25 protein-coding genes are annotated in these 22,577 nt (G+C 72.1%); 15 read left to right on the top strand and 10 right to left on the bottom strand.

Annotation, left to right across the window (positions count from 1 at the left end; genetic code table 11):
* Nucleotides 1-27 precede the first annotated feature (27 nt).
* Entirely contained in the window at nucleotides 28-744 is a 717-nt protein-coding gene (locus BU204_RS23030; protein WP_075127888.1) for an ABC transporter permease, read from the bottom strand.
* Nucleotides 745-844: 100 nt separating this feature from the next.
* Between BU204_RS23030 and BU204_RS23035 the strand changes: the two genes are divergently transcribed.
* Nucleotides 845-1,654 carry an alpha/beta fold hydrolase gene (locus tag BU204_RS23035; RefSeq protein ID WP_075127816.1) on the top strand — a complete coding sequence of 270 codons (810 nt, stop codon included), beginning with the start codon at nucleotides 845-847 and terminating at the stop codon, nucleotides 1,652-1,654.
* Nucleotides 1,655-1,709: 55 nt separating this feature from the next.
* Here BU204_RS23035 and BU204_RS23040 read toward each other — a convergent pair whose 3' ends face one another.
* Complete coding sequence (locus tag BU204_RS23040) at nucleotides 1,710-2,573, bottom strand: poly(ethylene terephthalate) hydrolase family protein (RefSeq protein ID WP_075127817.1); 864 nt, start codon at nucleotides 2,571-2,573, stop codon at nucleotides 1,710-1,712.
* Nucleotides 2,574-2,729: 156 nt separating this feature from the next.
* Here BU204_RS23040 and BU204_RS23045 point away from each other — a divergent pair, with 156 nt between their 5' ends.
* The 10 genes from BU204_RS23045 (at nucleotide 2,730) to BU204_RS23090 (ending at nucleotide 14,324) form a co-directional block, all read left to right on the top strand.
* Nucleotides 2,730-3,347 (top strand): QsdR family transcriptional regulator, encoded by a 618-nt coding sequence (locus BU204_RS23045; protein WP_075127818.1) that lies wholly within the window; start codon nucleotides 2,730-2,732, stop codon nucleotides 3,345-3,347.
* A gap of 61 nt (nucleotides 3,348-3,408) precedes the next feature.
* Nucleotides 3,409-4,983, top strand: coding sequence for a class I adenylate-forming enzyme family protein (locus BU204_RS23050; RefSeq protein ID WP_075127819.1), 1,575 nt, complete (start codon nucleotides 3,409-3,411; stop codon nucleotides 4,981-4,983).
* Nucleotides 4,980-7,808, top strand: a complete 2,829-nt coding sequence (locus BU204_RS23055) for a helix-turn-helix transcriptional regulator (protein WP_075127820.1) — start codon at nucleotides 4,980-4,982, stop codon at nucleotides 7,806-7,808. Before BU204_RS23050 ends, BU204_RS23055 begins: the two co-directional genes overlap by 4 nt.
* A 69-nt stretch (nucleotides 7,809-7,877) precedes the next feature.
* Nucleotides 7,878-8,387 (top strand): toxin-antitoxin system HicB family antitoxin, encoded by a 510-nt coding sequence (locus BU204_RS23060; protein WP_075127821.1) that lies wholly within the window; start codon nucleotides 7,878-7,880, stop codon nucleotides 8,385-8,387.
* Between the two features lie 81 nt (nucleotides 8,388-8,468).
* On the top strand, nucleotides 8,469-9,320 hold the full coding sequence (locus tag BU204_RS23065; protein WP_075127822.1) for a DUF4097 family beta strand repeat-containing protein: 852 nt from the start codon (nucleotides 8,469-8,471) through the stop codon (nucleotides 9,318-9,320).
* Nucleotides 9,321-9,352: 32 nt separating this feature from the next.
* Nucleotides 9,353-10,282: an ATP-binding cassette domain-containing protein gene (locus BU204_RS23070; protein WP_075127823.1), complete on the top strand. Its 930-nt coding sequence runs from the start codon at nucleotides 9,353-9,355 to the stop codon at nucleotides 10,280-10,282.
* Nucleotides 10,279-11,067 carry an ABC transporter permease gene (locus tag BU204_RS23075; protein ID WP_075127824.1) on the top strand — a complete coding sequence of 263 codons (789 nt, stop codon included), beginning with the start codon at nucleotides 10,279-10,281 and terminating at the stop codon, nucleotides 11,065-11,067. Before BU204_RS23070 ends, BU204_RS23075 begins: the two co-directional genes overlap by 4 nt.
* A 140-nt stretch (nucleotides 11,068-11,207) precedes the next feature.
* Nucleotides 11,208-12,452: a serine hydrolase domain-containing protein gene (locus BU204_RS23080; protein WP_075127825.1), complete on the top strand. Its 1,245-nt coding sequence runs from the start codon at nucleotides 11,208-11,210 to the stop codon at nucleotides 12,450-12,452.
* Between the two features lie 32 nt (nucleotides 12,453-12,484).
* Nucleotides 12,485-13,168 (top strand): response regulator transcription factor, encoded by a 684-nt coding sequence (locus BU204_RS23085; protein WP_075127826.1) that lies wholly within the window; start codon nucleotides 12,485-12,487, stop codon nucleotides 13,166-13,168.
* Entirely contained in the window at nucleotides 13,161-14,324 is a 1,164-nt protein-coding gene (locus BU204_RS23090; protein WP_075127827.1) for a sensor histidine kinase, read from the top strand. Before BU204_RS23085 ends, BU204_RS23090 begins: the two co-directional genes overlap by 8 nt.
* On the opposite strand, the gene BU204_RS23095 is transcribed toward BU204_RS23090, so the two are convergent.
* Both BU204_RS23095 and BU204_RS23100 read right to left on the bottom strand, forming a co-directional pair.
* Complete coding sequence (locus BU204_RS23095) at nucleotides 14,280-14,444, bottom strand: DUF397 domain-containing protein (RefSeq protein ID WP_075127828.1); 165 nt, start codon at nucleotides 14,442-14,444, stop codon at nucleotides 14,280-14,282. The two genes, BU204_RS23090 and BU204_RS23095, sit on opposite strands and share 45 nt — an antisense overlap.
* Nucleotides 14,444-15,307: a helix-turn-helix domain-containing protein gene (locus BU204_RS23100; protein ID WP_332888588.1), complete on the bottom strand. Its 864-nt coding sequence runs from the start codon at nucleotides 15,305-15,307 to the stop codon at nucleotides 14,444-14,446. The genes BU204_RS23095 and BU204_RS23100 overlap by 1 nt, the downstream gene beginning before the upstream one ends.
* A 69-nt stretch (nucleotides 15,308-15,376) precedes the next feature.
* On the opposite strand from BU204_RS23100, the gene BU204_RS23105 reads away from it, so the two are divergent.
* Both BU204_RS23105 and BU204_RS23110 read left to right on the top strand, forming a co-directional pair.
* Nucleotides 15,377-15,778: a hypothetical protein gene (locus BU204_RS23105; RefSeq protein WP_083661546.1), complete on the top strand. Its 402-nt coding sequence runs from the start codon at nucleotides 15,377-15,379 to the stop codon at nucleotides 15,776-15,778.
* Between the two features lie 71 nt (nucleotides 15,779-15,849).
* Entirely contained in the window at nucleotides 15,850-16,056 is a 207-nt protein-coding gene (locus BU204_RS23110) for a DUF4177 domain-containing protein (protein WP_075127830.1), read from the top strand.
* Nucleotides 16,057-16,076: 20 nt separating this feature from the next.
* On the opposite strand, the gene BU204_RS23115 is transcribed toward BU204_RS23110, so the two are convergent.
* Complete coding sequence (locus tag BU204_RS23115; protein WP_083661547.1) at nucleotides 16,077-16,559, bottom strand: DNA polymerase ligase N-terminal domain-containing protein; 483 nt, start codon at nucleotides 16,557-16,559, stop codon at nucleotides 16,077-16,079.
* A 177-nt stretch (nucleotides 16,560-16,736) separates the two neighbouring features.
* Between BU204_RS23115 and BU204_RS23120 the strand changes: the two genes are divergently transcribed.
* On the top strand, nucleotides 16,737-17,753 hold the full coding sequence (locus BU204_RS23120; RefSeq protein ID WP_083661548.1) for a methyltransferase domain-containing protein: 1,017 nt from the start codon (nucleotides 16,737-16,739) through the stop codon (nucleotides 17,751-17,753).
* Between the two features lie 4 nt (nucleotides 17,754-17,757).
* Nucleotides 17,758-18,303 carry an NUDIX hydrolase gene (locus tag BU204_RS23125; RefSeq protein ID WP_332888587.1) on the top strand — a complete coding sequence of 182 codons (546 nt, stop codon included), beginning with the start codon at nucleotides 17,758-17,760 and terminating at the stop codon, nucleotides 18,301-18,303.
* A gap of 56 nt (nucleotides 18,304-18,359) precedes the next feature.
* On the opposite strand, the gene BU204_RS23130 is transcribed toward BU204_RS23125, so the two are convergent.
* The 5 genes from BU204_RS23130 to BU204_RS23150 form a co-directional block, all read right to left on the bottom strand.
* A complete protein-coding gene (locus BU204_RS23130) occupies nucleotides 18,360-19,322 on the bottom strand; it encodes an NAD(P)-dependent alcohol dehydrogenase (protein WP_075127831.1) in 963 nt (320 codons plus the stop codon).
* Nucleotides 19,319-19,546: a helix-turn-helix transcriptional regulator gene (locus BU204_RS23135; RefSeq protein ID WP_075127832.1), complete on the bottom strand. Its 228-nt coding sequence runs from the start codon at nucleotides 19,544-19,546 to the stop codon at nucleotides 19,319-19,321. The genes BU204_RS23130 and BU204_RS23135 overlap by 4 nt, the downstream gene beginning before the upstream one ends.
* Nucleotides 19,540-19,962: a hypothetical protein gene (locus BU204_RS23140; protein ID WP_143229667.1), complete on the bottom strand. Its 423-nt coding sequence runs from the start codon at nucleotides 19,960-19,962 to the stop codon at nucleotides 19,540-19,542. The genes BU204_RS23135 and BU204_RS23140 overlap by 7 nt, the downstream gene beginning before the upstream one ends.
* A gap of 159 nt (nucleotides 19,963-20,121) precedes the next feature.
* Nucleotides 20,122-21,024: a KPN_02809 family neutral zinc metallopeptidase gene (ypfJ, locus tag BU204_RS23145; protein WP_075127834.1), complete on the bottom strand. Its 903-nt coding sequence runs from the start codon at nucleotides 21,022-21,024 to the stop codon at nucleotides 20,122-20,124.
* A gap of 72 nt (nucleotides 21,025-21,096) precedes the next feature.
* A complete protein-coding gene (locus BU204_RS23150; protein ID WP_075127835.1) occupies nucleotides 21,097-22,524 on the bottom strand; it encodes an aminotransferase-like domain-containing protein in 1,428 nt (475 codons plus the stop codon).
* Nucleotides 22,525-22,577 lie beyond the last annotated feature (53 nt).

Below are 22,577 nucleotides of genomic sequence, written 5' to 3' on the forward strand. Positions count from 1 at the left end.
AACAGTGATTCACAAGGTCTGGACCAATCAAGTTTCCCGGGCGATCAGCTCCACGGTCAGCAGCACGGCCACCGCCTCCACCGCCAGCAGCGCGATGAGGACGACGATCTGTGTCGCTCCGGCCTGTACCGGGTCGCCGCCGCCGAGCAGGACGCCCACGAACGCCCCCGGCAGGGTCACCAGTCCCACGGTCCGGGTCTGGTCGAGCACCGGGACGAGCGCCTGGTGCGCGGTGGGCCTGGTGAGCAGCAGCGCCGCGTCCCGGTTCAGCAGGCCCAGCGCGAGACCGGCCTCGTACTCGCCGTGTCGCGTCTTCAGCTCGTCCAGTGCTCGCCGCCCGGCGAGGGAGGTGGCGGTCATCCCACCGCCGATCAGGATCCCGGCGATCGGGATCACCGCCACCGGCTCCAGCGGCACCAGGCGAGTGCCGAGCAGCAGCGCCAGCGCCGGCGCCGCCCCGGCGGCGATCGACAGCGCGGGCGTCGTGCTGAGCCGCCCGAAGACGCGGCGGGACGAGGTGAGCGCGGCGATCACGTACATGAGCAGCACGAACCCGCCGGTCAGCCAGCCCGAGGCGAGGACGGCGGTGATCAGCAGGGACACCGCCGCCAGCTGGGCCACGGCCCGGGCGGCCGCCGTGACCACCGGTAGCCAGGGGCCGAGCTGGCCGAGCCGGACGACCAGGGCCGCGAAGGCGGTCAGCAGTACGAGGACTCCGGCCAGCGGCCAGCCCACCGCGATCATCCCGTTCACCCGACCAGTGTGCGGGTTTCTCCCGGAGCGACGATTCCGGGCGCGGCGGGGAGTCCTACCGACGTCACCTCCGCTACGAAAGGACGACGTGATGACCACGAGCCACACTCTGGACGTGCCAGGAGCCCGGCTGTACTACGAGGTCCGGGGTTCGGGACCGGTCCTGGTCGCCATGGGCTCACCGATGAACGCCGCGGCGTTCGCTCCGCTCGCCGACGCCCTCGCCGCCGACCACACCGTGGTCACCCTCGACCCGCGGGGGATCTCCGGCAGCCGGCTCGAGGACCCGGGCCAGGAGTCCACACCCGACCTGCGTGCCGACGACGTCACCGCGATCCTGGACGCGATCGGTGCCGCGGACGCCGACGTCTTCGGCAGCAGCGGCGGCGCGGTCACCGGTCTCGCCCTGGTCACCCGGCACCCGGACCGGGTGCGGACGCTGGTCGCGCACGAGCCGCCGCTGCTCGAGCTGCTGCCCGACGCCGCCGAGCGGCACGCCGCCACCGAGGCGAACATCGAGGTGTTCCACCGGGACGGGCCGGGGGCAGCCTGGGCGACGTTCATGGTCAACGCCGGGTTCGACCTGTCCGGCGAGGACGGCGGCGGCCCCGTCGCGCCGGACTACGAGCCAAGCGAGGAGGACTTGGCCAACACCGCCCGGTTCTTCGCCCACGAGCTGCGCGGCACCACCCGTTACGTGCCTGACCTCGCGGCGCTCCGGGCGGCCAGGGTGGTCGTGGGCGTGGGTGCCGCCTCGGGCGGGCTGCTCACCGTCCGGACCTCGGTCGCGCTCGCCGAGTTGTTGGGGTCCGACCCGGTGGAGTTCCCGGGCGACCACGGCGGCTTCACCGACGTGCCGGTCGAGTTCGCCGAGCGGCTGCGCAAGGTGCTCGCTGGCTGACCACAGCGCGAACGCGGGGCACCCGGGTCGCCGGGTGCCCCGCTGCCGGTGCCCGCTACACGTGCGGGCAGGTGTGGCGGTACTCCTCGATGTCACTGTCGTTCGGCGGCGGGCAGAGAAACTGCTCGTAGCGGGTGTCGTTGTCGACGAACCGCTTCATCCAGGAGATGAGGTACTTCGCCATCGTGGTGTTCGGCGTGTTCGGGAAGAAGTGGCTTGCCCCGTCCAGCTCCATGTACGCCTTCTCCGACGCGGCCGGGATGGACTGGTAGAACGGGATCGAGTGCGAGGACACCGATGCCACCGAGTCGCTCTCGCCGCCGATGATGAACGTCGGTGTCCGCACCGAGGACCAGGTCTTGTCCGCGTTCCACGGTGCGAGCGGCACCGAGGCCTGCAGGGACGGCCGGGTCTCGGTCGCCTCCAGCGAGCCGCCGCCGCCCATCGAGTGTCCGGACACCGCGAGCCGGGACGCGTCGATGCGCCCGCGGACCGAGGACCGCTGGGTCAGGTAGTCCAGGGCCGCCAGCAGCTGGTCACCGCGGCTGTCCGGCTGGTCGAGGACGGTCAGCGTGTCGATGGTGATCACCACGAACCCCTGGGAGGCCAGCCGCGGACCGATCCAGGCGATGCTCGACTGGGTCGCGGTGAACCCGGGGGACACGGCGACCGCGCCGAAGGTGCCCTCGGCGGTGCTCGTCGGGTAGTAGATCGTCCCGCCCCCGAAGCCGGTCACGACCAGGCTGGACACCGAGGTCTGGGATACCGCGAACGGACCGCGGGTCGCCTCGATGCTGTTCTCGGTCGGGTCGGGGCCGCGCTCGTACGGGTTCTCCTGCGCGCTCGCGGTGCTGGCCGTGCCGGCCAGCACCGAGCCGGCCAGGGCCAGCCCGCACAGGGTTCGAAGGGTTCGTCGCATCTGTCGCACCTCTCGGTCGGCTCAGCGCTGAGCGCCGGGTTGGAAGCGTATGGTGATGGAAGCGTCGCAGCGAGTAGGCATCACTCGCATCGGTGAAATCGCCGGTGCGTCTGGCAGCCGGGGTCCGAGCGGCCGCCGCGGCCGTAGGCTTCGGGCGTGAGCGCCACGGCCGAGGAGATCGTCCGGGCCGCCGCGCACTGGATCGGGCGCGGCGCCCGCCTGGACACCCGCACGTTCGCGACGGCCCTCGGCATCTCCCGCAGCACGCTGTTCCGCCGGGTCGGCAACCGCGAGGAGTTGATGGGGGAGGCGCTCTGGTACCTGGCCGACCGCACCATGGCGGCCGCTCTGCGCGCGTGGCAGGCGGAGAACGGCGACCGGGTGCGGGACGACTCGGGCGAGCTGCGCTGCCTCGCGGTGATGCGCCGGTACCGGTCGGACATCGCCGGCAACGAGGGGTTCCGCCGCCTGCTCGACGAGGAGCCGACGGTAGCGATCCGGGTGCTGACCGACCCGCAGGGCCGGGTCCAGCCCAGGGTGATGAGCGCCCACGTCGACCTGCTGCGCCGCGACGTCGAGGACGGCGGCTTCGTGCCGGCGGTGAGCCTGGAGAGCCTCTGCTACGCGATAGTCCGGCTCGGCGAGGCGTTCCTGTACTCCGACGTGCTGGTCGGCCGGGCACCGGACCTGGAGGCCGCGTCGACCTTGCTCGCCGCGCTAGTCGAGGCGGGTGTCCCGGCTCGGGAGTCCTCCGTCCGGGCGACCGCCTTGTGAAACACATCCGGCTGGTGTTTCATCGGGGGGCCGGCGTTCACCGTTGACGCGAGGAGAGCCGATGCCTGCCTGGACCGACGCGTGCTGGCCACCCGGTCTCCCCGGATCGCTCGCCTATCCCGAGGTCCCGGTCGGTGCGATCCTCGCCGGCTCGGCCCGGCGCTACCGCGACCGCGTGGCCTTCGCCCGGGGCGGCGAGGAGCTGACCTACTCGGAGCTGGGCCGACGCGCCGCTCGCTTCGCGGGCGGTCTGCTCGCCCGCGGCGTCTCCCGCGGCGACCGGGTGGCCCTGCGGATGCCGAACTGCCTGGAGTACCCGGTGGCCTACTACGGGACACTGCTCGCCGGCGCGGTGTTCGTCCCGGTCAACCCGCTCCTGCCGGAGCCGGCCGCGGCCAGGCAGATCGCCGACGCCGGCGCGGTGCTCGTGGTCACCGCGGCGGAGGTGCCCTCGATCTGCGAGGGGCATCCGGAGCTGCCCCCCGAGGTGGAGATCGACGTGCGCACGGACCTGGCGCACCTCGCGTACACCGGCGGCACCACGGGCGAGTCCAAGGGGGTTCGACTCTCGCACCGCAACGTGGTGGTCAACACCCTGCAGTACGCCTGCTGGGGCACGGGTTCGCTGCCGGCGCTGGACAGCGACGGCGGGCTCGTGCTCGACCAGGTCGGCGACGAGAGCGAGTGGCCGACCCGGCTGGGCACGGCGGTGGCGGTCAACCTGACCCCGTGGTTCCACGCAATGGGCACGGTCGCCGGCCTGAACGCGTTGCTGCTCTGCGGGTACTCGACGGTGCTGCACGACCGGCTCGACCCCGCCGCCTACCTCGCCGACGTGCAACGCCTGCGGGTCACGTCGATGGGCGGCGCGCCGGCGCTGTTCGCCGCGCTGCTCGCCTGCCCGGACATCGCCACGACCGACCTGTCCTCGGTGCGCGCGATCTCCTCGGGCGCCGCGCCGATGCCGGTGGAGATGATCCGGCGGCTGCGCGAGCTGGCGCCGGACGCCGTGATCAGCGAGGGCTACGGGCTGACCGAGGTGACGATGGGCGCGACGCTCGGCCCGACCCACCGATCCGGGCTGCGCAAGCCGGGAACGGTCGGGGTGCCGATCTTCGACACCGAGGTGCGGGTCACTGGCCACGACGGCGAGCCGCTGCCCGCCGGTGAGCGTGGCGAGGTGTGCATCCGCGGGCCCCAGGTGATGGCCGGCTACCACAACCGTCCGGACGCGACGGACGAGGTGCTCAGGGACGGTTGGCTGCACACCGGCGACGTCGGCGTCCTCGACGAGGACGGTTATCTGTCCATTGTGGATCGCATGAAGGACATGCTGCTCTACAAGGGCTACAACGTCTACCCACGCGAGCTCGAGGAGCTGCTCGCCGCGCACCCGGCCGTGCTCGCGGCGGCGGTCGTCGGCCGTCCGGACCAGGCTGTCGGTGAGCTGCCGGTGGCCTTCGTCGTGCCGGCCGACCGGTCGGTGAGCGCGGAGGACCTGATGGGCGCGGTGAACGAGCAGGTCGTGGCCTACAAAAGGTTGCGGGAGGTGCACTTCGTGGACCAGATCCCGATCTCGGCGGCCGGCAAGGTGCTCAAGCGGGAACTGCGCGGCCGGCTCGTCGACGTCCCGTGAGGCCCGCCCTGCTCGGCAGGGCGGCCGAGCTGCGCAGGCTGGCCGCGCTCGCCGAGACGGGTGGCGCGCTGCTGCTGCTCGGCGAGGCGGGCATGGGCAAGACGACCATCTTGTCCACAGTAGACGCCACGGTCGCCGTGTCGGGACTACTGGCCGAGCGCGACGTCCCGTTCGCCGCGCTGCACCGCCTGCTGGCCCCGCTGACCGACCGGTTCCCGCTGGTGCCCGCGCAACAGGCGGAGGCTCTGCGCGACGCCGTCGGCCTCGCCGGTCGCCCCGACGGGTTCCTGCTGCGCTGCGGCGTCCACCGCCTGCTGACCGTGCTTGCCGAGACCGCCCCGGTACGCGTGTGCGTGGACGACGCGCAGTGGTTGGACGCCGAGTCGCTGGCGGTCCTGGCCTTCGCCGCCAGGCGCCTGGCTGGCCACCCGGTGGCCGTGGTCCTCGCCGCCCGCCCCGAGCTCGCCCGGCCCGGTCACGACCCGCTGGCCGGCATCCCCAGGATGTGGCTCCCGCCGTTGCCGGAGGAGGCGTGCGAGCGCCTGCTGCCGCTCCCCGCCGGGGTTCGCGCGGTGCTGACCGAGCTGGCCGGCGGCAACCCCCAGGACCTGCTCGCGCTGGCCGAGTCGCTGAGCCCGGCGCAGCTCGCCGACCGCGCCCCCCTGCCGGAGGTGCTGCCGGAGGGACGCGCCGCCGACTACCGCGCTCGCCTGGCCGCCCTGTCCCCGCCCGCGCGGCTGCTGTTGGTCTGCGTCGCCGCGGAGCCCTCGGCGGACCTTGAGGCGCTGCATGGCTGCGCCACCCCCGCCGCCGTCGAGGAGCTGTTGACCGCGGGCCTGCTCCGCCTGGCCGGGACCGCGCCCCGCCTGCCGAGCCCGCTGGTGCGCGCCACCCTCTACCACCTGGCCACGGCCGCCGAGCGCCAGGCCGCCCACGCCTTCCTGGCCACCGCGCTGACCGGCCCCCGCCGCATCTGGCACCAGGCGATGGCCGCCCCCGACCCGGGCCCGCCCCTGGGTGACGCTCCAGCCAGCGCGGCCCCCGACCCGACCTCGCCCCTGGGTGACGCTCCGGCCAGCGCGGCCGCCGACCCGACCTCGCCCCTGGGTGACGCCCTGGCCAGCGACGCCCCCGGCCCGAGCCCGCCCCTGGGTGACGCCCTGGCCAGCGCGGCCGCCGGCACCGACCCCGCGACCGCCACCAGCCTCCTGGAACGGGCCGCCGTCCTCACCGTCCACCCCGATCACCGGGCGACCCGCCTGTTGGCCGCGGCCGAACAGGCCTGGCTGGCCGGCCGCCCCGGCCGAGCTCGCACCCTGTTGTCCCGCTGCCACCCGAGCACTCGCCAGGCCGGCCGCGAACCCACCGGCACCTCCGAGGCCGCAGCGGCCGTCCTCGCCAGGGCCGCTCTGCTCCGGGGCGAGATCGAGCTGCGTGACGGGGAGCCGGCCGTCGCCACACACGAGCTGGCGGCCGCGGCCGAGGAGCTGGCCGACCCCACCGAGGCAGCCACCGCTCTCCTCCTCGCCGGGGAGGCGCGCCGGCTCGGGGGTGACCTCGCCGGCTACCAGGCTCTCTCCGCCCGGGTCCCCGGCCTGCTCGCCCGCTTCGCGGCCACCGGGAGAACCGAGCCGGTACTGGCCCTCGCCGCCGCGCAGTTCGCCGGCGCGAGCGCCACCTTCACCGGGCGGCACGCCCGGGCCAGGGAGCCCCTGCGCGAGGTGGTGGCGCTGGGCTCGGCGAGCACGGACGGCGGCTCGGCGGTCTGGGCGGCGGAGGCCGCGTTCGCGCTGGGTGACCTCGAGCGGACCTTCGAGTGCGCCGCCGCCGCGGTCAGCCGCGCGAGGGCTGGCCGCCGCGCCGCCGCGCTGCCGTGGGCGCTGGTCCACCTGGCGCTCGCCGCGATCACGCTGGACCGGCACCGGGTGGCACAGGCCGCGACGGCCGAGGGCCTCGCCGCGTCGGTCGCCGCCGGCCAACGCAACACCTGGGCCGAGCACCTCTCCCTCCGTGCCCTGTCCGCCGCGTTGCTCGGCGACCGGGAGGTCGCCCTGGCCGCCCTGGACAGCGCCGCCCCCGGGATCGCGGCGCGTGCTCTTGGCCGTCCCGGCGCGGTCAGCGCGTGGGCCCTGGCCTGCCTCGACCTCGTCGACGACCGGCCGGGCGACGCCCTCGGCCGGCTGGAGACCCTGTGCGCCGGCGTGAGCGGCGACCAACCGGCCATCCGCGTGCTCACCACCGCACAGCTGGTCGAGGCGGCGGTCCGCGCCGAGCAGCCGGACCGCGTCACGCGCGCCCTGGCCACGTTCGACGAATGGGTGCTGGCCGGCGCCGACCCGGCCTGGCTCGCCCTGTCCCACCGGTGCCACGGCCTGCTCGCCGAGGACCTCGACGGCGCCGAACACCACTTCCGCACCGCGCTGACCCTGCACCGCCGGGCCGGCTCGGCACTGGAGCTGGCCAGGACCCAGCTCGCCTACGCCAACCGCCTCCGACGCCACCGGCGTACCCGGATGGCACGCGAGCAGTTCCGCGCCGCGCTGCGCGGGTTCCGGCTGGCCGGTGCCGACCACTGGGCCGAGCGCGCCCGGACCGGGCTACGTGCCTCGGGGGAGAGCGTCGAGGACGCGAGGGCGACGCTGGCCGGCCTCACCCCGCAGCAGGCCGAGATCTCCCGGCTGGTCGCAGTGGGGGAGACCAACAAGGAGATCGCCCGCCGCCTGGTGATCAGCCACCGCACCGTCGACCACCACCTGCGCAACATCTTCGCCACGCTCGGAGTGCGCTCCCGGGTGGAGCTGGCACGCCGCGTAACCGACCTCTAGGTGCCATCTTGGCACCGCTTGGTGCCAAGATGGCTTGCGCAGCCGGCGACGCGGTGCCATAGTTGTGCCATGGACCTGACGCCCCACGTCGACAACCTCCGGCACCAGCTTGCTGTCGCAGCCGAAGCCGCAGGTGAGGAGGCACGTCTGCTTGCCGAGCGGATGCTGGCACCCATCGACGCGGCGACCAGGCTCACGCTGTTGACCGTGCTCTCGGCGGCGGCGGAGGAGATCACCCGCGAGCTCGCCCCGGGCTCGGTGGACGTTCGTCTCCGTGGCCAGGACGCCGAGTTCGTCGTCTCGCAACCCGCAGCCGAGTCGCGGGCCACTGCGGCACCAGATATGGCACCACCCGCGCCACCGGTGGCACCCGAGCCCGACGATGGGGCCACCACTCGCCTGAACCTCCGCCTGCCGGAGAGCCTCAAGGCCCGGATCGACGAGGCGGCCGGAAAGGCCGGGCTCTCGGCGAACGCCTGGCTCATCCGGGTCGCCTCCGCGGCCCTCGCCGAGAACGAGCGGCCGGTCCGGCGGGAGAACAGCTGGAGCGGCCAGCACTACACCGGCTGGGTCCGCTGACCAGCCGCTGACTTCCCGGGGCGTCGTCCCGGGCCCCTGACCAGCACACGAGCACCACCGACACCTTGTGAGGGCAGAGCCATGCCTGAATTCGCCACGCCGGAACCCATCTCCGTCGTCCTGGCGGCGGTCACGGCCAACACCACGATCATCGCCGGCGACCGCGCGGACACCGTCGTCGAGGTCCGGCCGACCAACGAGTCCAACGCCTCCGACGTGCGCGCCGCCGGCGCGGTACGCGTCACGTACGCCGACGGCCAGCTGCTGGTGAAGGGGGCCCGGCGGAGCAGCATCTTCAGCAGCAAGTCGGAGTCGTTCGACGTCCACATCGAGCTGCCGGCCGGCTCGGCGGTAGACGCCGACGTGACCTCGGGCGGGTTCACCGCCGAGGGCCGGCTTGGCCGGTGCCGGTTCAAGACCTACGACGGCGGTGCCCACTTCGAGGAGACCGGGCCGGTACAGGTGAGCCTGGGCATGGGCCGGGTGTCCGTTGCCCGCGCCTCCGGTGACGTCGACGTCAGCACCGGCACCGGCGACGTCCGGCTCGGCGAGGTCGAGGGCTCGGCCGTGGTGAAGAACCTGAACGGCAGCACGCGGATCGGCCGCATCACCGGCGAGCTGCGGGTGAACTCGGCCAACGGGGACACCGTCGTCGAGCGCGCCGGATCCGGGGTGCACGTCCGCTCGGCCAAAGGCGGCGTGCGGATCGACGAGGTGAGCCGGGGGGTCGTCGATCTCGACGTCGCCTCGGGCGACCTGGAGGTCGGGATCCGGGAGGGCACCGCGGCCTGGCTCGACGTGAACTCGGTGAGCGGGCGGGTGCACAACCGGATGACCCCGACCGACCACGCGCCGGAACCGGGCGAGGTGGCCGAAGTGCGGGCGCGCACGATCGCCGGCGACATCGTGGTCCACCGGGCGGACATCCGATGAGGGACACCACAGGAACGAGGAGAGACACCGACATGTCGACTGCGATCTCCGCCGCTGGACTGCGCAAGTCCTTCGGCGACCACCTGGTGCTCGACGGCATCGACCTGGCCGTCCCGGAGGGGACGATCTTCGCACTGCTCGGGCCCAACGGCGCCGGGAAGACCACGATCGTGCACGTCCTCACCACCTTCCTCCGCGCCGACGCCGGCACGGCCCACGTGGTCGGGAAGGACGTGGTCCGCGACGCGGAGGCGGTTCGCGGCGCGATCGGCGTGACCGGGCAGTTCTCCGCGATCGACGACCTGTTGACCGGGGCGGAGAACCTGATGCTGATGGCGGACCTGCACCACCTGCCGCGCACCGCCGGTCGGCGCGTGACCGACGAGCTGCTGAAGCGGTTCGACCTGACCGAGGCCGGTGCCAAGCTGCCCTCGACCTACTCGGGCGGGATGCGGCGCCGGCTCGACCTGGCGATGACGCTGGTGGGCAGCCCGCGGGTGATCTTCCTCGACGAGCCGACGACCGGGCTCGACCCGCGCAGCCGGCAGACGATGTGGCAGATCATCCGCGAGCTGGTCGCCGAGGGCGTGACGATCTTCCTCACCACGCAGTACCTGGAGGAGGCCGACGAGCTCGCCGACCGCATCGCCGTGCTCGACGGCGGGAAGATCGTGGCGGAGGGCACCGCCGCCCAGCTGAAGCGGATGATCCCGGGAGCCCACATCACGATCCGCTTCGCCGACGAGGTCGACCTCGCGGCGGCCGCGCGCGTGCTCGGCGACGTCCAGCGCGAGGACGAGGCGCTGGTCCTGCGCGTGCCGGCCGACGGCGGGGTCCGCGACCTGCGCTCGGTCCTCGCCCGCCTCGACGACGTGTCGGTCGAGGCCGACGAGCTGTCGGTGCACACCCCTGACCTGAACGACGTCTTCTTCGCCCTGACCGATCGGAGCGCGCGCCGATGAGCACCTACGTGATGACCGACTCGCTGACCATGCTTCGCCGCAACCTGACCCACGCCCGGCGCTACCCGTCGATGACGATCGGCACGCTGGCCGTGCCGGTGGTGATGCTGCTGCTGTTCGGCGGCGTCTTCGGCTCCGCGCTCGGCGGTGGGATCAGCACCGGGCTCGGCGGCGGCGACTACATCAACTACCTGGCGCCGGGCGTGATCCTGGTCGCCGCGACCTCCGGCAGTATCGCGACGGCGGTGTCGGTGTGCGTCGACGCCACCCAGGGCGTCATGAACCGCTTACGCACGATGGCCGTCGCCCGGTCCGCGATCCTGACCGGGCACGTGATCGGGGGAGTGCTCCAGACGCTGCTGAGCGTGGCGCTGGTGATCGGGGTGGCGCTGCTGATGGGCTTCCGGCCCAACGGCGACGCCCTGGAGTGGGTGGCCGCGGCGGGCATCCTGACCCTCCTGGTGTTCGCCCTGACCTGGCTCTCCGCCGGCTTCGGCCTGGTCGCCAGGAACGCCGAGTCGGCCAGCAACATGCCGACGCCGCTGACCTTCCTCCCCTTGCTGGGCAGCGGCTTCGTACCCACCGACTCGATGCCGGCCGGCGTCCGCCACTTCGCCGAGTACCAGCCCTTCACCCCGATCATCGAGACCGTCCGCGGCCTCCTGATGGGAACCGGCATCGGCTCGGCCTGGGTGCTCGCGCTCGCCTGGTGCGTGGTGATCGCCCTGGTCGGCTTCCTCTGGTCGCGCCGCGCCTTCGAGCGCCGCACCAACCGGCCGACCTGAGGCGCACGGTAGGAACCGGGCCTTCGACCACACGGTCGGAGGCCCGGTGTATTGCCGGCATATCGAAAAACGCATACGCCCTCGCAACGGCCCGGTGTCTTCAGTGCACGTCATGGCCACCAGGGGAAAGGACTGCGACCGTGACCTCTGACTCCGCGGGCGGTGTCGAGCGGCGCCGACTGCTCGGGTGGGGCGGGCTGGCGGCGGCCGGCGTGGCGGCGGGCGTGCCGGTGGTGGGGACCTCGGTCGGCCACGCCGACCCGGCCCGCCCCGGCCGGATCCCGCCGGACACCCTGCCCGGCGGGGCCTATGACCGGTTCGTCGCGCGGCTGGCCGCCGAGGACCGGTTCTCCGGCGTGGTGCTGCTGTCCTACCGGGGCCGGACCGTGCTGTCCCGCGGCTACGGGATGGCCGACCGGGAGAAGGGGGTCCGCAACCACGAGAACGTCGCGTTCAACCTCTCCTCGGCGAGCCAGCCCTTTCTGTCGGTGGCCGTCCTGCAGTTGGCGCAGCAGGGCAGGCTGGCGCTGTCGGACACGGTGGGTACCCACCTCACGGGCTTCCCCGACGACATCGCCGACCAGGTGACCATCCACCACCTGCTGCTCACCCTCGCCGGGCTGGACGCCCCGATGCCGGACTGGCAACGCGTCTTCCACAGCGTGGCGGAGGTGCACGAGGCACAGCGGCAGTGGGCGCGGCAGGCGCGGCTGGTCGCCGTCCCCGGCTCCAGCGACAACGGCCACCGCCCCGGGGCGGGCGTCGGGCTCTCCATCGCCGCCCAGGTCGTGGAGGCCGTGAGCGGCATGACGTTCTGGGACTACGTGCACGAACGCGTCTTCCGACGCTGCGGCATGACCGGCTCGGCGTACTACACCAGGCAGCAGTGGCTCACCGACGAGCGCATCGCGCACCCGTACATGATGCAGGCCGACGGCAGCCGGGTGGACGGCGTCCGCAACCTGGACAAGGGCACAGTCCACCCGGGAGCCCCGGGCAGGAACCCGGGCCGGGCCTTCGTCGGCTACGCCTCGGGCGACGGCTTCGCCACCGCCCCGGACCTGGTCCGGTTCGCGAACGCGCTGCGTGTCGGTGCGGTGCTGGCCCCGCCCTACGTCGACCTGTTCACCTCGGCCAAGATCCCCGGCTACGACCCCACCTCGTACCACACGTACACGATGCCAATCTCGATCATTGGCGACGTGTCGACGTTCGGGCGCGGCGGCGGGGGCGGCGGCGTCGGCGCCAACTGGACCGTCTACGGGGACAGCGGTTGGGTCGGCGTCATCCTCAGCAACTACGACGAGTTCCCGCTGCTGGAGATGTGCATGGCGGAGAACGAGGCCGTCACCGGCGTGGCGGTCGACCCTCCCGGCGGCGGCTGAGCCCGGCACACCGTGCTGTCTACGCTGGGTAGATGCGTGTGCTGATCGTGGAGGACGAGCCCTACCTGGCGGAAGCCGTCCGGGACGGCCTCCGGCTGGCGGCGATCGCGGCGGACGTCGCCGGGGACGGGGACACCGCGCTGGAGCTGCTGGGCGTCAACAGCTACGACATCGCCGTCCTCGACCGTGACATCCCGGGCCCCTCGGGCGACGAGATCGCCAGACGCATCGTCGCCTCCGGTAGCGGCATGCCGATCCTCATGCTCACCGCGGCCGACCGGCTCGACGACAAGACCACCGGGTTCGGGCTCGGTGCCGACGACTACCTCACCAAGCCCTTCGAGCTCAAGGAGCTGGTGCTCCGGCTCAGAGCGCTCGACCGCAGGCGCGGCCACAACCGGCCACCGGTGCGGGAGATCGCCGGCCTGCGGCTGGACCCGTTCCGCCGCGAGGTGTACCGCGACGGGCGTTATGTCGCGCTCACCCGCAAGCAGTTCGCCGTGCTCGAGGTCCTCGTCGCCGCCGAGGGCGGGGTGGTCAGCGCCGAGGAGCTGCTGGAACGGGCGTGGGACGAGAACGCGGACCCGTTCACCAACGCCGTGCGCATCACGGTCTCGGCACTGCGCAAACGCCTCGGCGAACCCTGGGTCATCGCCACGGTGTCCGGCGTCGGCTACCGCATCGACACCGGGCACGAGGACGAGAGCCGTGGATAGGGAGCCCGGGTGGAGCGTTCGCATCAAGCTCACCCTCAGCTATGCCGGGTTCCTGATGGTCGCCGGCGCCGTGTTGCTCGCCGCCGTGTGGGTGTTCCTCCTGCGTTACGTCCCCGACCGCGCGCTCCTCATCGCCGCCGACGACCTCCCCAACGGAGTGTTTCCCATCCGGTCCAGGCTCCTGCAGGTTTTCGTTCCACGGGCGGCGGCGGCGTTGGCGTTCCTGCTGGTGTTCGGCCTCGTGGGAGGGTGGATTCTCGCCGGTCGGATGCTGTCGCCGCTGAACCGCATCACCGAGGCCACCCGCACGGCCGCGACCGGGTCGCTCTCCCACCGGATCGAGCTGGACGGGCCGGGAGACGAGTTCCGCGAGCTCGCCGACGCCTTCGACACCATGCTCGCGCGGCTGGAAGCCCACGTCGGCGAGCAGCGACGGTTCGCGGCCAACGCCTCCCACGAGCTACGCACGCCACTGGCGATCTCGCGGACGCTCCTCGACGTCGCCCGCAACGACCCCACAGCCGACCACACGGAGCTGATCGAGCGCCTGCACACCGTCAACACGCGGGCCATCGACCTCACCGAGGCCCTCCTGCTGCTCAGCCGCGGCGACCGCGGGCCCCGCGAGCACGTCGACCTGTCCCTCGTGGCCGAGGAAGCCGCCGAGACGCTGTTGCCCCTGGCCGAACAGCGCGGGGTCACGCTGGTCGTCACCGGCGAGAAGGCACACACGGTCGGCTCTCCGGCGCTGCTCCTGCGGATGATGACCAACCTCGTGCAGAACGCGATCGTGCACAATCTGCCCGAGGGCGGCAGCGTGCGCGTGCACACGGAACGACGCTACGGCGCGAGCCTGCTGCGGATCGAGAACACCGGTCACCCACTCCCGCCGGAGCTGGTACCGACGCTGACCGAACCCTTCCAACGCGGTACAGAGCGGACGCGCACCGACGAGCACGCGGGGGTCGGTCTGGGCCTGGCCATCGTGCAGACCATCGTCCGAGCACACGACGGCACCCTCGACCTCACCGCCCGACCCACCGGCGGCCTCCTCGTCACGATCCGGCTTCCACCCGGGTCGCCGACCGCCTCGGTCGGGAACCTGGGGGTGTCAGAACCGCCCGGCTCGGGCGAAGGCCGTCAACCGAGCCAGTGACGTGCGGCCCAGCTCCAGTGCGCGCTGCGGGTTCTTGCTGTCCCGGACGGCGGCGAGGTCTCCGCGGATCTGCACGCAGTTGCCGCTTTCTCCCGAGTAGGTCGAACTACGCCACGTCATCAGATCTCCTTCAGCAGTGCCTGGAGCTTCGCCTTCGTCGCAGACCGTGAAACCGCTATTTCGTCCAACATCATAACGTGCCGGGTGTAGGGTGCGGCCTGATCATCTTGGAGATAGATCCCGCCACTGCTGACCTCAACGTTCACGATCGGGTCCACGCTGGGGAAAGTCATGTAGTGCCAGCTGTGAAGCAGTACTGCCACGGGCTGACGCTCCCGCACGAGCCGCACTCCCACTCCGCGATCGGGAGCCTCGAGAAGATGCTTGATCTGCTCCCGAAAGGCGGCGCGACCACCAAACCCCACGCCTAGCGCTCCCTCGTAGATGTAGGCGGTGTAGTCGATTTTGCCCAGGATGTCCTGGCGGCGTCGCCGGGCGATCCAGCGCAGGTCTGCCTCGTCCGGCACGACGCGGGCGGACAACATGTACGCCCGCGCGTAGGCCTCGATCTGCAACAGCCCGGGGATCAGCATCACCGACCAGTCGATGATGCTGTTGGCCTCGGCCTCGTAACTGGCCAGCAGCCCCATCTCCGGCGGCACCCCGGGCAGCGGACGCTCCCACCAGCCACCGCTGTCGCCCTGCTTCACGAACTCGATCAGCTCCTGCCGGTCCTCCACCGGCATCCCATAAGCGGTCGTCAGCATGGCGACGTCTTCGGTGGAAATACGACGTTTTCCCGTCTCGATGCGGCTCAACGTCGGCGCGCTCAGCCCGGTCACCTTTGCCGCGGCCGCCATTCGCAGCCCTTTGGACTCACGCAGAGTTCGTAGTCGAGTCCCTATCTGACGGTCGCGGACGGTCGACTTCCTGCGGTCTACCACAGCTTTTCCTTCCCCGGCATGTTTCCTCGCCGGAAACACTCCGCCGTTTTCCGAAAACAAAACCTAGTCTCAGCATCGCGACATGCTGTGTTCGGTGGAGGGATTGTTGTGGCGAACGCGGTCAACCTAACACTCGACGACCTGCTTCGGGAGTTGCGGTACCGACGATGGACGCTCTACCGCTGGGGCGAGGCCGAGGACCCGGCGCTGTTGGCCGGGGTGTTCCGCTGGTGCACCGCACGACAGGTGGACGTTCTCCTGCTCAGGCGCAACGGGTCCGGCAACGCCTACCGCGCGCCCCTCTTCCGGGAAAGGGACCTGTTCACGCCGCCGACCGTATTGTGGGAGTACTACTGCGAAAGCGCACTGTGGACGCTGCGCGCCATCATGAGCCTGCCGGCCCCCTCCGACCCGTCTGCGCCGATGCTCATGTACCCGCCGTGCGGCGAATGCCGCCTTCCCGGCGACCTGCCGACGCCGACGGTCATCCGTCCACTCGGCATGCTCTAGCGAGCACCCTTTCCGGCGCCTCGAGTACGAGTACCCGGCGGGATGGCCGCGGAACCCGGATGATGGGTTCCATGGCTGACAGGTTCGAGTACAAGGTGATCGAGCTCCGCGAGAAGCTGATCGGCGGCAAGATGTCCGGCGCGAAGCTGGAACGGCTGCTCAACGAGCACGCGGCAGAGGGCTGGCAGCTCAAGGCGATCACGTCTGCGGAGATCAAGGGCCGGATCGGCCCTGGTGGCGTGGAAGGCATCCTGGTCACCCTCGAGCGCCGGGTCTGACTCGCGTCGAGTACTGCGCCTCAGTGCAGCTCGTCGTTGGTCCGTCCGGTCTTGACCGAGCGCGGGTGGTCCTCGGGGTTCCAGCCGGGGCTGGCGTACTCGTCGTTCTTGTGCAGTAGCAACCAGTGGTTGGGGTTTCCGCGCCCGGTGTGGATGAGCACGAAGCGACCGCCCAGCTTCTCGCCGTCCAGGTCGATGTGCAGCTGGCCCGCGGCCAGCGCCGCGGCCGGGTCGCCCTCGCGCCCGTGCCGCCAGGTGCCCCAGTCCCACACGATCACGTCGCCGCCGCCGGGGCGACCGGCGCCGATGATGCCTTCGAAGTCGAAGTAGCCGAGCGCGTGGTCCTCCACCCGGACCGCGAGGGAGCGCACGGTCGGGTCCAGCGTCGGCCCCTTGGGCACCGCCCAGCTGACCAGCACCCCGTCCAGCTCCAGGCGCAGGTCGTAGTGCAGCCGCCGCGCCCGGTGCCGCTGCACGACGAACCGCCTGGTCACCAATGACATTGCGCGCTCCCGGTAAGATCATCGCATGACGTTCTTCTTCCGAGTCTGACGCGACCGCTGGCGGGTTGCGGGTACCCCTCGCCAGCGATGCGGAGCGGTCATCCCCGCTCCGGGTCGCGACGTGGGAGAAGATCACGTGTTTTCTCGTGAACCTCGTCCTGGCACCGTCGTCGTCACGTGACGGCCGCGCGCCTGCTGGCGCGGACGGTGCGGGGAGTCGAGTTCGTTGTCGTGGAGGAGATCCACGACCTGGGGTTGGGCCGCGTGGTGCACGTGGGTCACCGCGAGGTCTGGTTCGACTGTCCGGATCCTGGGCCGGCGCTGCTCGGCCTGCGCTGTGTGGACGACCTGTTCCTGCTGGCCGCCACGGCCGAGGGCTTGGGCCGCGGCCGGGACCTGCGTCCGCTGGCGAAGGCGGCCGCGGCGGTCGACGTGCCGGCGTTGCTCGCGCTGCGCCGGCACGTCGCCGGTGTGTCCCAGGTGGACACCGTGGACGTCTCGGCCTCGTTCCTCGGCCGGCGCGCCTTCACCCGGTACGACCTCGAGGACGCCGTCGGTGAGCCGCTCGCCGCGGCCACCGGCCTGTCCTACCGGTCACGGCGCGTCGGCGTGCCCCCACCCGGCCTGTCCTGGCGGGTCACCGTGGCCGACGACCGGGCGGTGCTCGCGCTGCGCCTGGCGCGGCGGCCACTGCACCGGCGGGCCTACCGGCGGGTGACCCGGCCGGGCAGCCTGCACCCGCCCCTGGCCGCCGCCATGCTCCGCCTGGCTGGTCCGCTCGAGGGCCGCCGCCTGCTCGACCCGTGCTGCGGCGTCGGCACGATCCCGTTGGAGGCCGGTGCCGCCCCGGACGCCCTGGTGGCCACCGACCACGACCCGGCGGCGGTCGCCGCGGCGCGGGCCAACGGCCTGTCCTCGGCCGGCCTGGCCGACGCCGGTCGGCTGCCGGTCGGGTCGGGCGCGGTGGACGTGGTGGTGAGCAACCCGCCGTGGAACCGCCAGGTACCGGCCGGCGGCCTGCTCGCCCGCCGCCCGGACCGCTTCTGGCGCGAGCTGCGCCGCGTCCTACGCCCCGGCGGCCGAGCGGTCCTCCTGCTCCCCGCCGACCTCCGTCCCGGCCTCCCCGTGCTGGCCCGCCACCCGGTGAGCCTGTCCGGCCGACACCCGGAGGTGCTGGTCATGACGAGAGACTGACGGCGTGAGCATCAAGACGCTGTCGTCCCGAGTCGTGTACGAGAACCCGTGGCTGTCGCTGCGCGAGGACCGGATCGAGCGCGCCGACGGTTCCAGCGGCCTCTACTCGGTGATCGACAAACCCGACTTCGCGCTCGTCATCCCCTTGGAGGACGACGGATTTCACCTCGTGGAGCAGTACCGGTATCCGCTCGGGCGCCGATCCTGGGAGTTTCCCTCTGGTGCGTTCCCCGACGGACGGAGCGGCGCGCCGGAGGAGTTGGCCGTCGCCGAGCTGGCCGAGGAGACCGGGTTCACGGCTGGTCGGCTCGAGCGGCTCGGCTTTCTGCACAGCGCGAACGCCATGACGGGTGAGGGTGTTCACGTGTTCCTGGCGACCGACCTCACGCCCGGCGAGCCCAACCGCGAGGAGACCGAACAGGACATGCGCCAGCAGTGGTTCTCGCGGGCGGACGTGGAGCGGATGCTGCGCGACGGTGTGATCACCGACGGTCCGTCCCTCGCCGCGTACCTGTTGTTCACGCTGTCGCGGCGGGGGAGCGGCTCCTGAGGCAGTTGTCCACAGCTGTGGATGGAACTGGGGACAATTCGAACGCGTGTTCCGGATCAGATGGTGACGACGACCTTGCCCCGGGCGTTTCCGCCCACGATGTAGCGGATTGCCTCGGCCGCGTCGGCGAGCGGGTAGGTCCGGTCGATCACCGGCGTCAGCGTGCCGTCGGCGACGAGCTGTCCGAGGTGTTCGAGGTCCTTCCGGTTCTCCTGGGAGATCACCCCGCGCAGGCGGTGGCTCACGAACGGGGAGAGCAGCATCGCGCCGAGCACCCGCTCCAGGCCGCCCAGCCACCGCCCGCCGCCCTCGCCGCCGATGATGAGCAGCGTGCCCCGGGGGGTCAGCGCCCGGCGCAGCTGGGACAGCGGGCGGAGTCCGGCGGTGTCGAGGACGACGTCGTACCGACGGGCGCCCGACACCGGGTCCTCCCGGGTGTAGTCGACGACGTGGTCGGCCCCGAGCGAGCGGGCCAGCTCGAGCTTTCCGGTGCTGCACACGCCGGTGACCTCACCCCCGGCCGCCTTGGCCAGCTGGACCGCGAACGAGCCGACCCCGCCGGCCGCGCCGATGACCAGCACGCTGTTCCCGGGCCGCACGGTGCGGCGCACGGCGTGCAGCGCGGTCAGGCCCGAGACCGGCAGCGCGGCCGCCTGCTCGAAGCTGACGTTCGGCGGCTTCGCGGTACACCTGTCCACCCGCACCCGGGCGTACTCGGCGAACGCGCCCCCGCAGGTGCCGAACACCTCCGCGCCGGGCTCGAACGCGTCGACGCCCGGTCCGACGGCCACCACGACACCGGCGAAGTCCCGCCCGCGCACCCGGTCGCGGGGCCTGCGCAGGCCCGTTGCGGTGCGGACCAGGTAGGGCAGCCCGGCCATCAGGTGCCACACGCCGGGGTCGACGCCCGCCGCACGGACCTCGACGAGCACCTCCCCGCGGCCGGGCTCCGGTCTGTCGACCTCGGCCAGCGTCAGGACCTCGGCCTCGCCGTACTCGTCGTGCACGATCGCCTTCACGGCTGTTCCTCCTCGGGATACTGGAAAACCTCGTCGAGCGGCACCCGGAACACCCGGGCGATCTGGAAGGCCATCTCGAGCGACGGCGAGTAACGCCCCTGTTCGATCGCGATGACCGTCTGCCTGGTGACCCCGAGGCGCCGCGCGAGTTCCGCCTGGGTCATCTCCCCCTGCGCGAAGCGCAGCGAGCGGATCGAGTTGGTGACCTTCGTCGGCTTCACCATCGCTGGAAATCACCCCGGCGGTAGGCGTAGATCTTGGCCACCGAGCCGAGGACGGCCGACAGCACGAACGCCAGGTAGATCGCGTTGGCGATCCAGAAGTGGGCCACCTCGAACATCGCCAGCAGCAGCGCCCCGACGCCCCCGAGCACGACGAAGGACTGGCCGATCCGGTCGCCGACCTGGTTGATCTCCCGGTCTCGTTCGTCGCTGGCGGTCCCCGCCCTGGCCGCCACCCCGATGCCGAGCACGATGGAGACGACGATCGCGCCGCCGATCGACCACAACAGCTGGGCCACGTAGGGCGTCTCGGCGAGCGGCTGTCCAGCCGCCCGAGCGAAGGTGACCACCAGGTACACCGCATAGCCGACGGCGCTGACCACCGCCATGATCCACGCGCGTCCTTCTTCGTACGTCACCGCGCACTCCCAATGTTAAACAACTTTGACAGGACCAATGTAAATCAGAGCTGACTTGGTGTCAAAGATTTTTAACCTGAGGCGTCGGCAAGCAGCACGAAGCCGGCCTCCGCGAACGCGCGGAGGCCGGCCGTCAGGGTCGGGTGGTGTTCGGCGGCGTCAGAGGCTGTTGGTGTCGAAGGTGTTGCAGCGGTTGGGATCGCCGCTCTCGAAGCCGACGTTGTACCACTTCTGCCGCTGCTCCGAGGAGCCGTGGCTGAACTGGGTCGTGTCCACCCTGCCGCCACCCAGCTCGCGCTGGATGAAGTCGTCTCCGATGCGGGACGCGGCGTCCAGCGCGGCAGCGATGTCCTCGGAGGTCACGCCGATGATCAGCGGCTCACCCGACTCGGTCGGTGTGGTCGTCGCATGGTTGGCCCAGGCCCCGGCATAGCAGTCGGCCTGCAGCTCCAGGCGCACCGAGTCCGAGGTCGGGCCGGTGCCGGGCTGCACCCGGTCCGACGTTCCGAGCAGGTTCTGCACGTGGTGGCCGTACTCGTGGGCCAGCACGTAGGCCTCGACGAACGGCCCACCGGTGGCCCCGAACCGCTGCTCGAGCTCGGTGAAGAAGTTGAGGTCGATGTAGACCTCCGCGTCGGCCGGGCAGTAGAACGGCCCCGCGGCGGAGCTGGCGCTGCCGCATCCGCCGGTCTGCACCCCGCCCGAGAAGAAGTTGGTCTGCGCGGTCCGGTAGTCCGCACCCGAGCCCGCGAACTGGTCCTCCCAGTAGGCCTGGATCGAGTTGATGAACGCGACGGCCCGGCAGTCCGCCTCCCGGTTGGCGTCCGCACCGGTCCGGCACCGCTCCGCGATGGCCTCCGACCCCACCTGCTGGTCCGGGCTCACGTCTCCGAACCCGGCGCCGGACGGGAGGGCCTCACCGCCGCCCAGCTGCGAGATCACGAAGTAGATGATCAGCCCGAGGATCCCGAGCCCACCTCCGCCGACGGCGACGCGCCCGCCCATCCCACGCTGGTCGCTGACCTGGGACGTGTCGAGCTCAGCGTTCTCGTTGAATCGCACCGCCTGTCCTCCAAAAGCGCACCTCACGGATCTGTAGCTCGATGGTGGCACGCGCCCAGGAGGACGGCATGATCAACGAACGGCGGCCCCCTGCCGCCAGGCGCTGGCCAGCCGTTCCACCGCGTCCCCCAGCGTGGCCGGGTCGGCGAGGTAGGGGATCCGGACGTGCTCGCGGTGGCCCCGGCCCGGGTCGAACGCCGACCCCGGCACCACGGCGACCCCGTGGCGCAGCGCGGTCTGGGCAAAGGACTCGGTGTCCGTGCCGGGCAGCCGCACCCAGAGGGTCTGGCCGCCCTGTGCGCTCGTCACCTCCCACTCCGGCAGCACCCTGGCGAGCTCGCCGCGCAGGTGGTCGTGCCGTTCCCGCAGCGCCGCGACCCGCCGCCGGCGGAGCTCGTCCAGCTGCGGCAGCAGGTGCGCGGCGCTGAGCTGGGCCAACACGTCCCCGCCGAGGTCGTGCGTGGCCTTGAGCCGGGCCAACCGGGTGATCATCGCTGGGGCGGCGCGGACCCACCCGATGCGGATCCCGCCCCACACGAGCTTGCTCAGCGACCCGATCGTGACGACCTCGTCCGCGGTGGCGAAGGCGGCAATTGGTGGCGGCTGGTCGGTGAACCCGAGCGGGGCCAGCACCTCGTCGTCCACCAGCGGCGTCCCGGACCGCTCGGCGACCCGGGCCAGGCGGCGGCGGGCGAGGGTGTGGACGCAGGTGCCGGTCGGGTTGTGGAAGCTCGCGGTCACGTAGGCCAGCGCCGGGCGCTCGCGGGTCATCGCCGCGGCGAAGGCGTCCACGTCGAGACCGTGCTCGGCGACCCGGACCGTGCGGATGGCCGCCACCGCGTCCCGGAAGACCTCGACGGCGCCCGGGTAGGTGGGTGTCTCGGTGAGCACCCGGTCCCCGGGGGCCACCAGCAGCCGGGCGAGCAGCGCCAGCGCCTGTTGGCCGCCGGTCGTGACGAGGATCTGGTCCTGTGTGGTCGGCACGCCCTGCGCGGTGTACCGCGCGGCGAGCGCCGTCCGCAGCTCCGGAACGCCGGCGGGGTGGTAGCCGAGCCCGGCGGAGGACATGCGGGACAGGTGGTCCAGCGCGGTGTGGTGTGCCGCGACGAGCTCCGGCGGCAGCGCGTCCGGGCCGGCGCAGGCCAGCTGGAGGACGCCGTCCCCCGGCCTGTCCAGCAGGTGCAGGAACAGCGGGTTCGCGGTGGCCGTGCCGCTCGTTCCCGGGTCCGGCGCCTCGGCGCACACCCGGGTGCCGCTGCCCCTGGTCCGGACGAGCCGGCCCTCCTGGCGGAGCACGTCGTAGGCGGCGACGACGGTGCCCCGGCCGACCGCCAGCGCCGCGGCCAGCGTGCGGTCCGGCGGGAGTAGGTGCTGGTCGGGCAGCTCCCCGTCGGCGATCAGCTGGCGGAGCCGGGTCGCCAGCAGCAGGTACAGCGGTCCCCGCCCGGCCGACCACCGGCCGAGCAGGGCCACCAGCGACTCCGGCGGAATTGGTCTCATCGGCGGACCAATTACCCGGTATTGGCCCTGTCCGTCAAGCACGCCGGGGGCGA

This window comes from Actinophytocola xanthii (genome assembly GCF_001921205.1).
In the GTDB taxonomy this organism is placed as follows: domain Bacteria; phylum Actinomycetota; class Actinomycetes; order Mycobacteriales; family Pseudonocardiaceae; genus Actinophytocola; species Actinophytocola xanthii.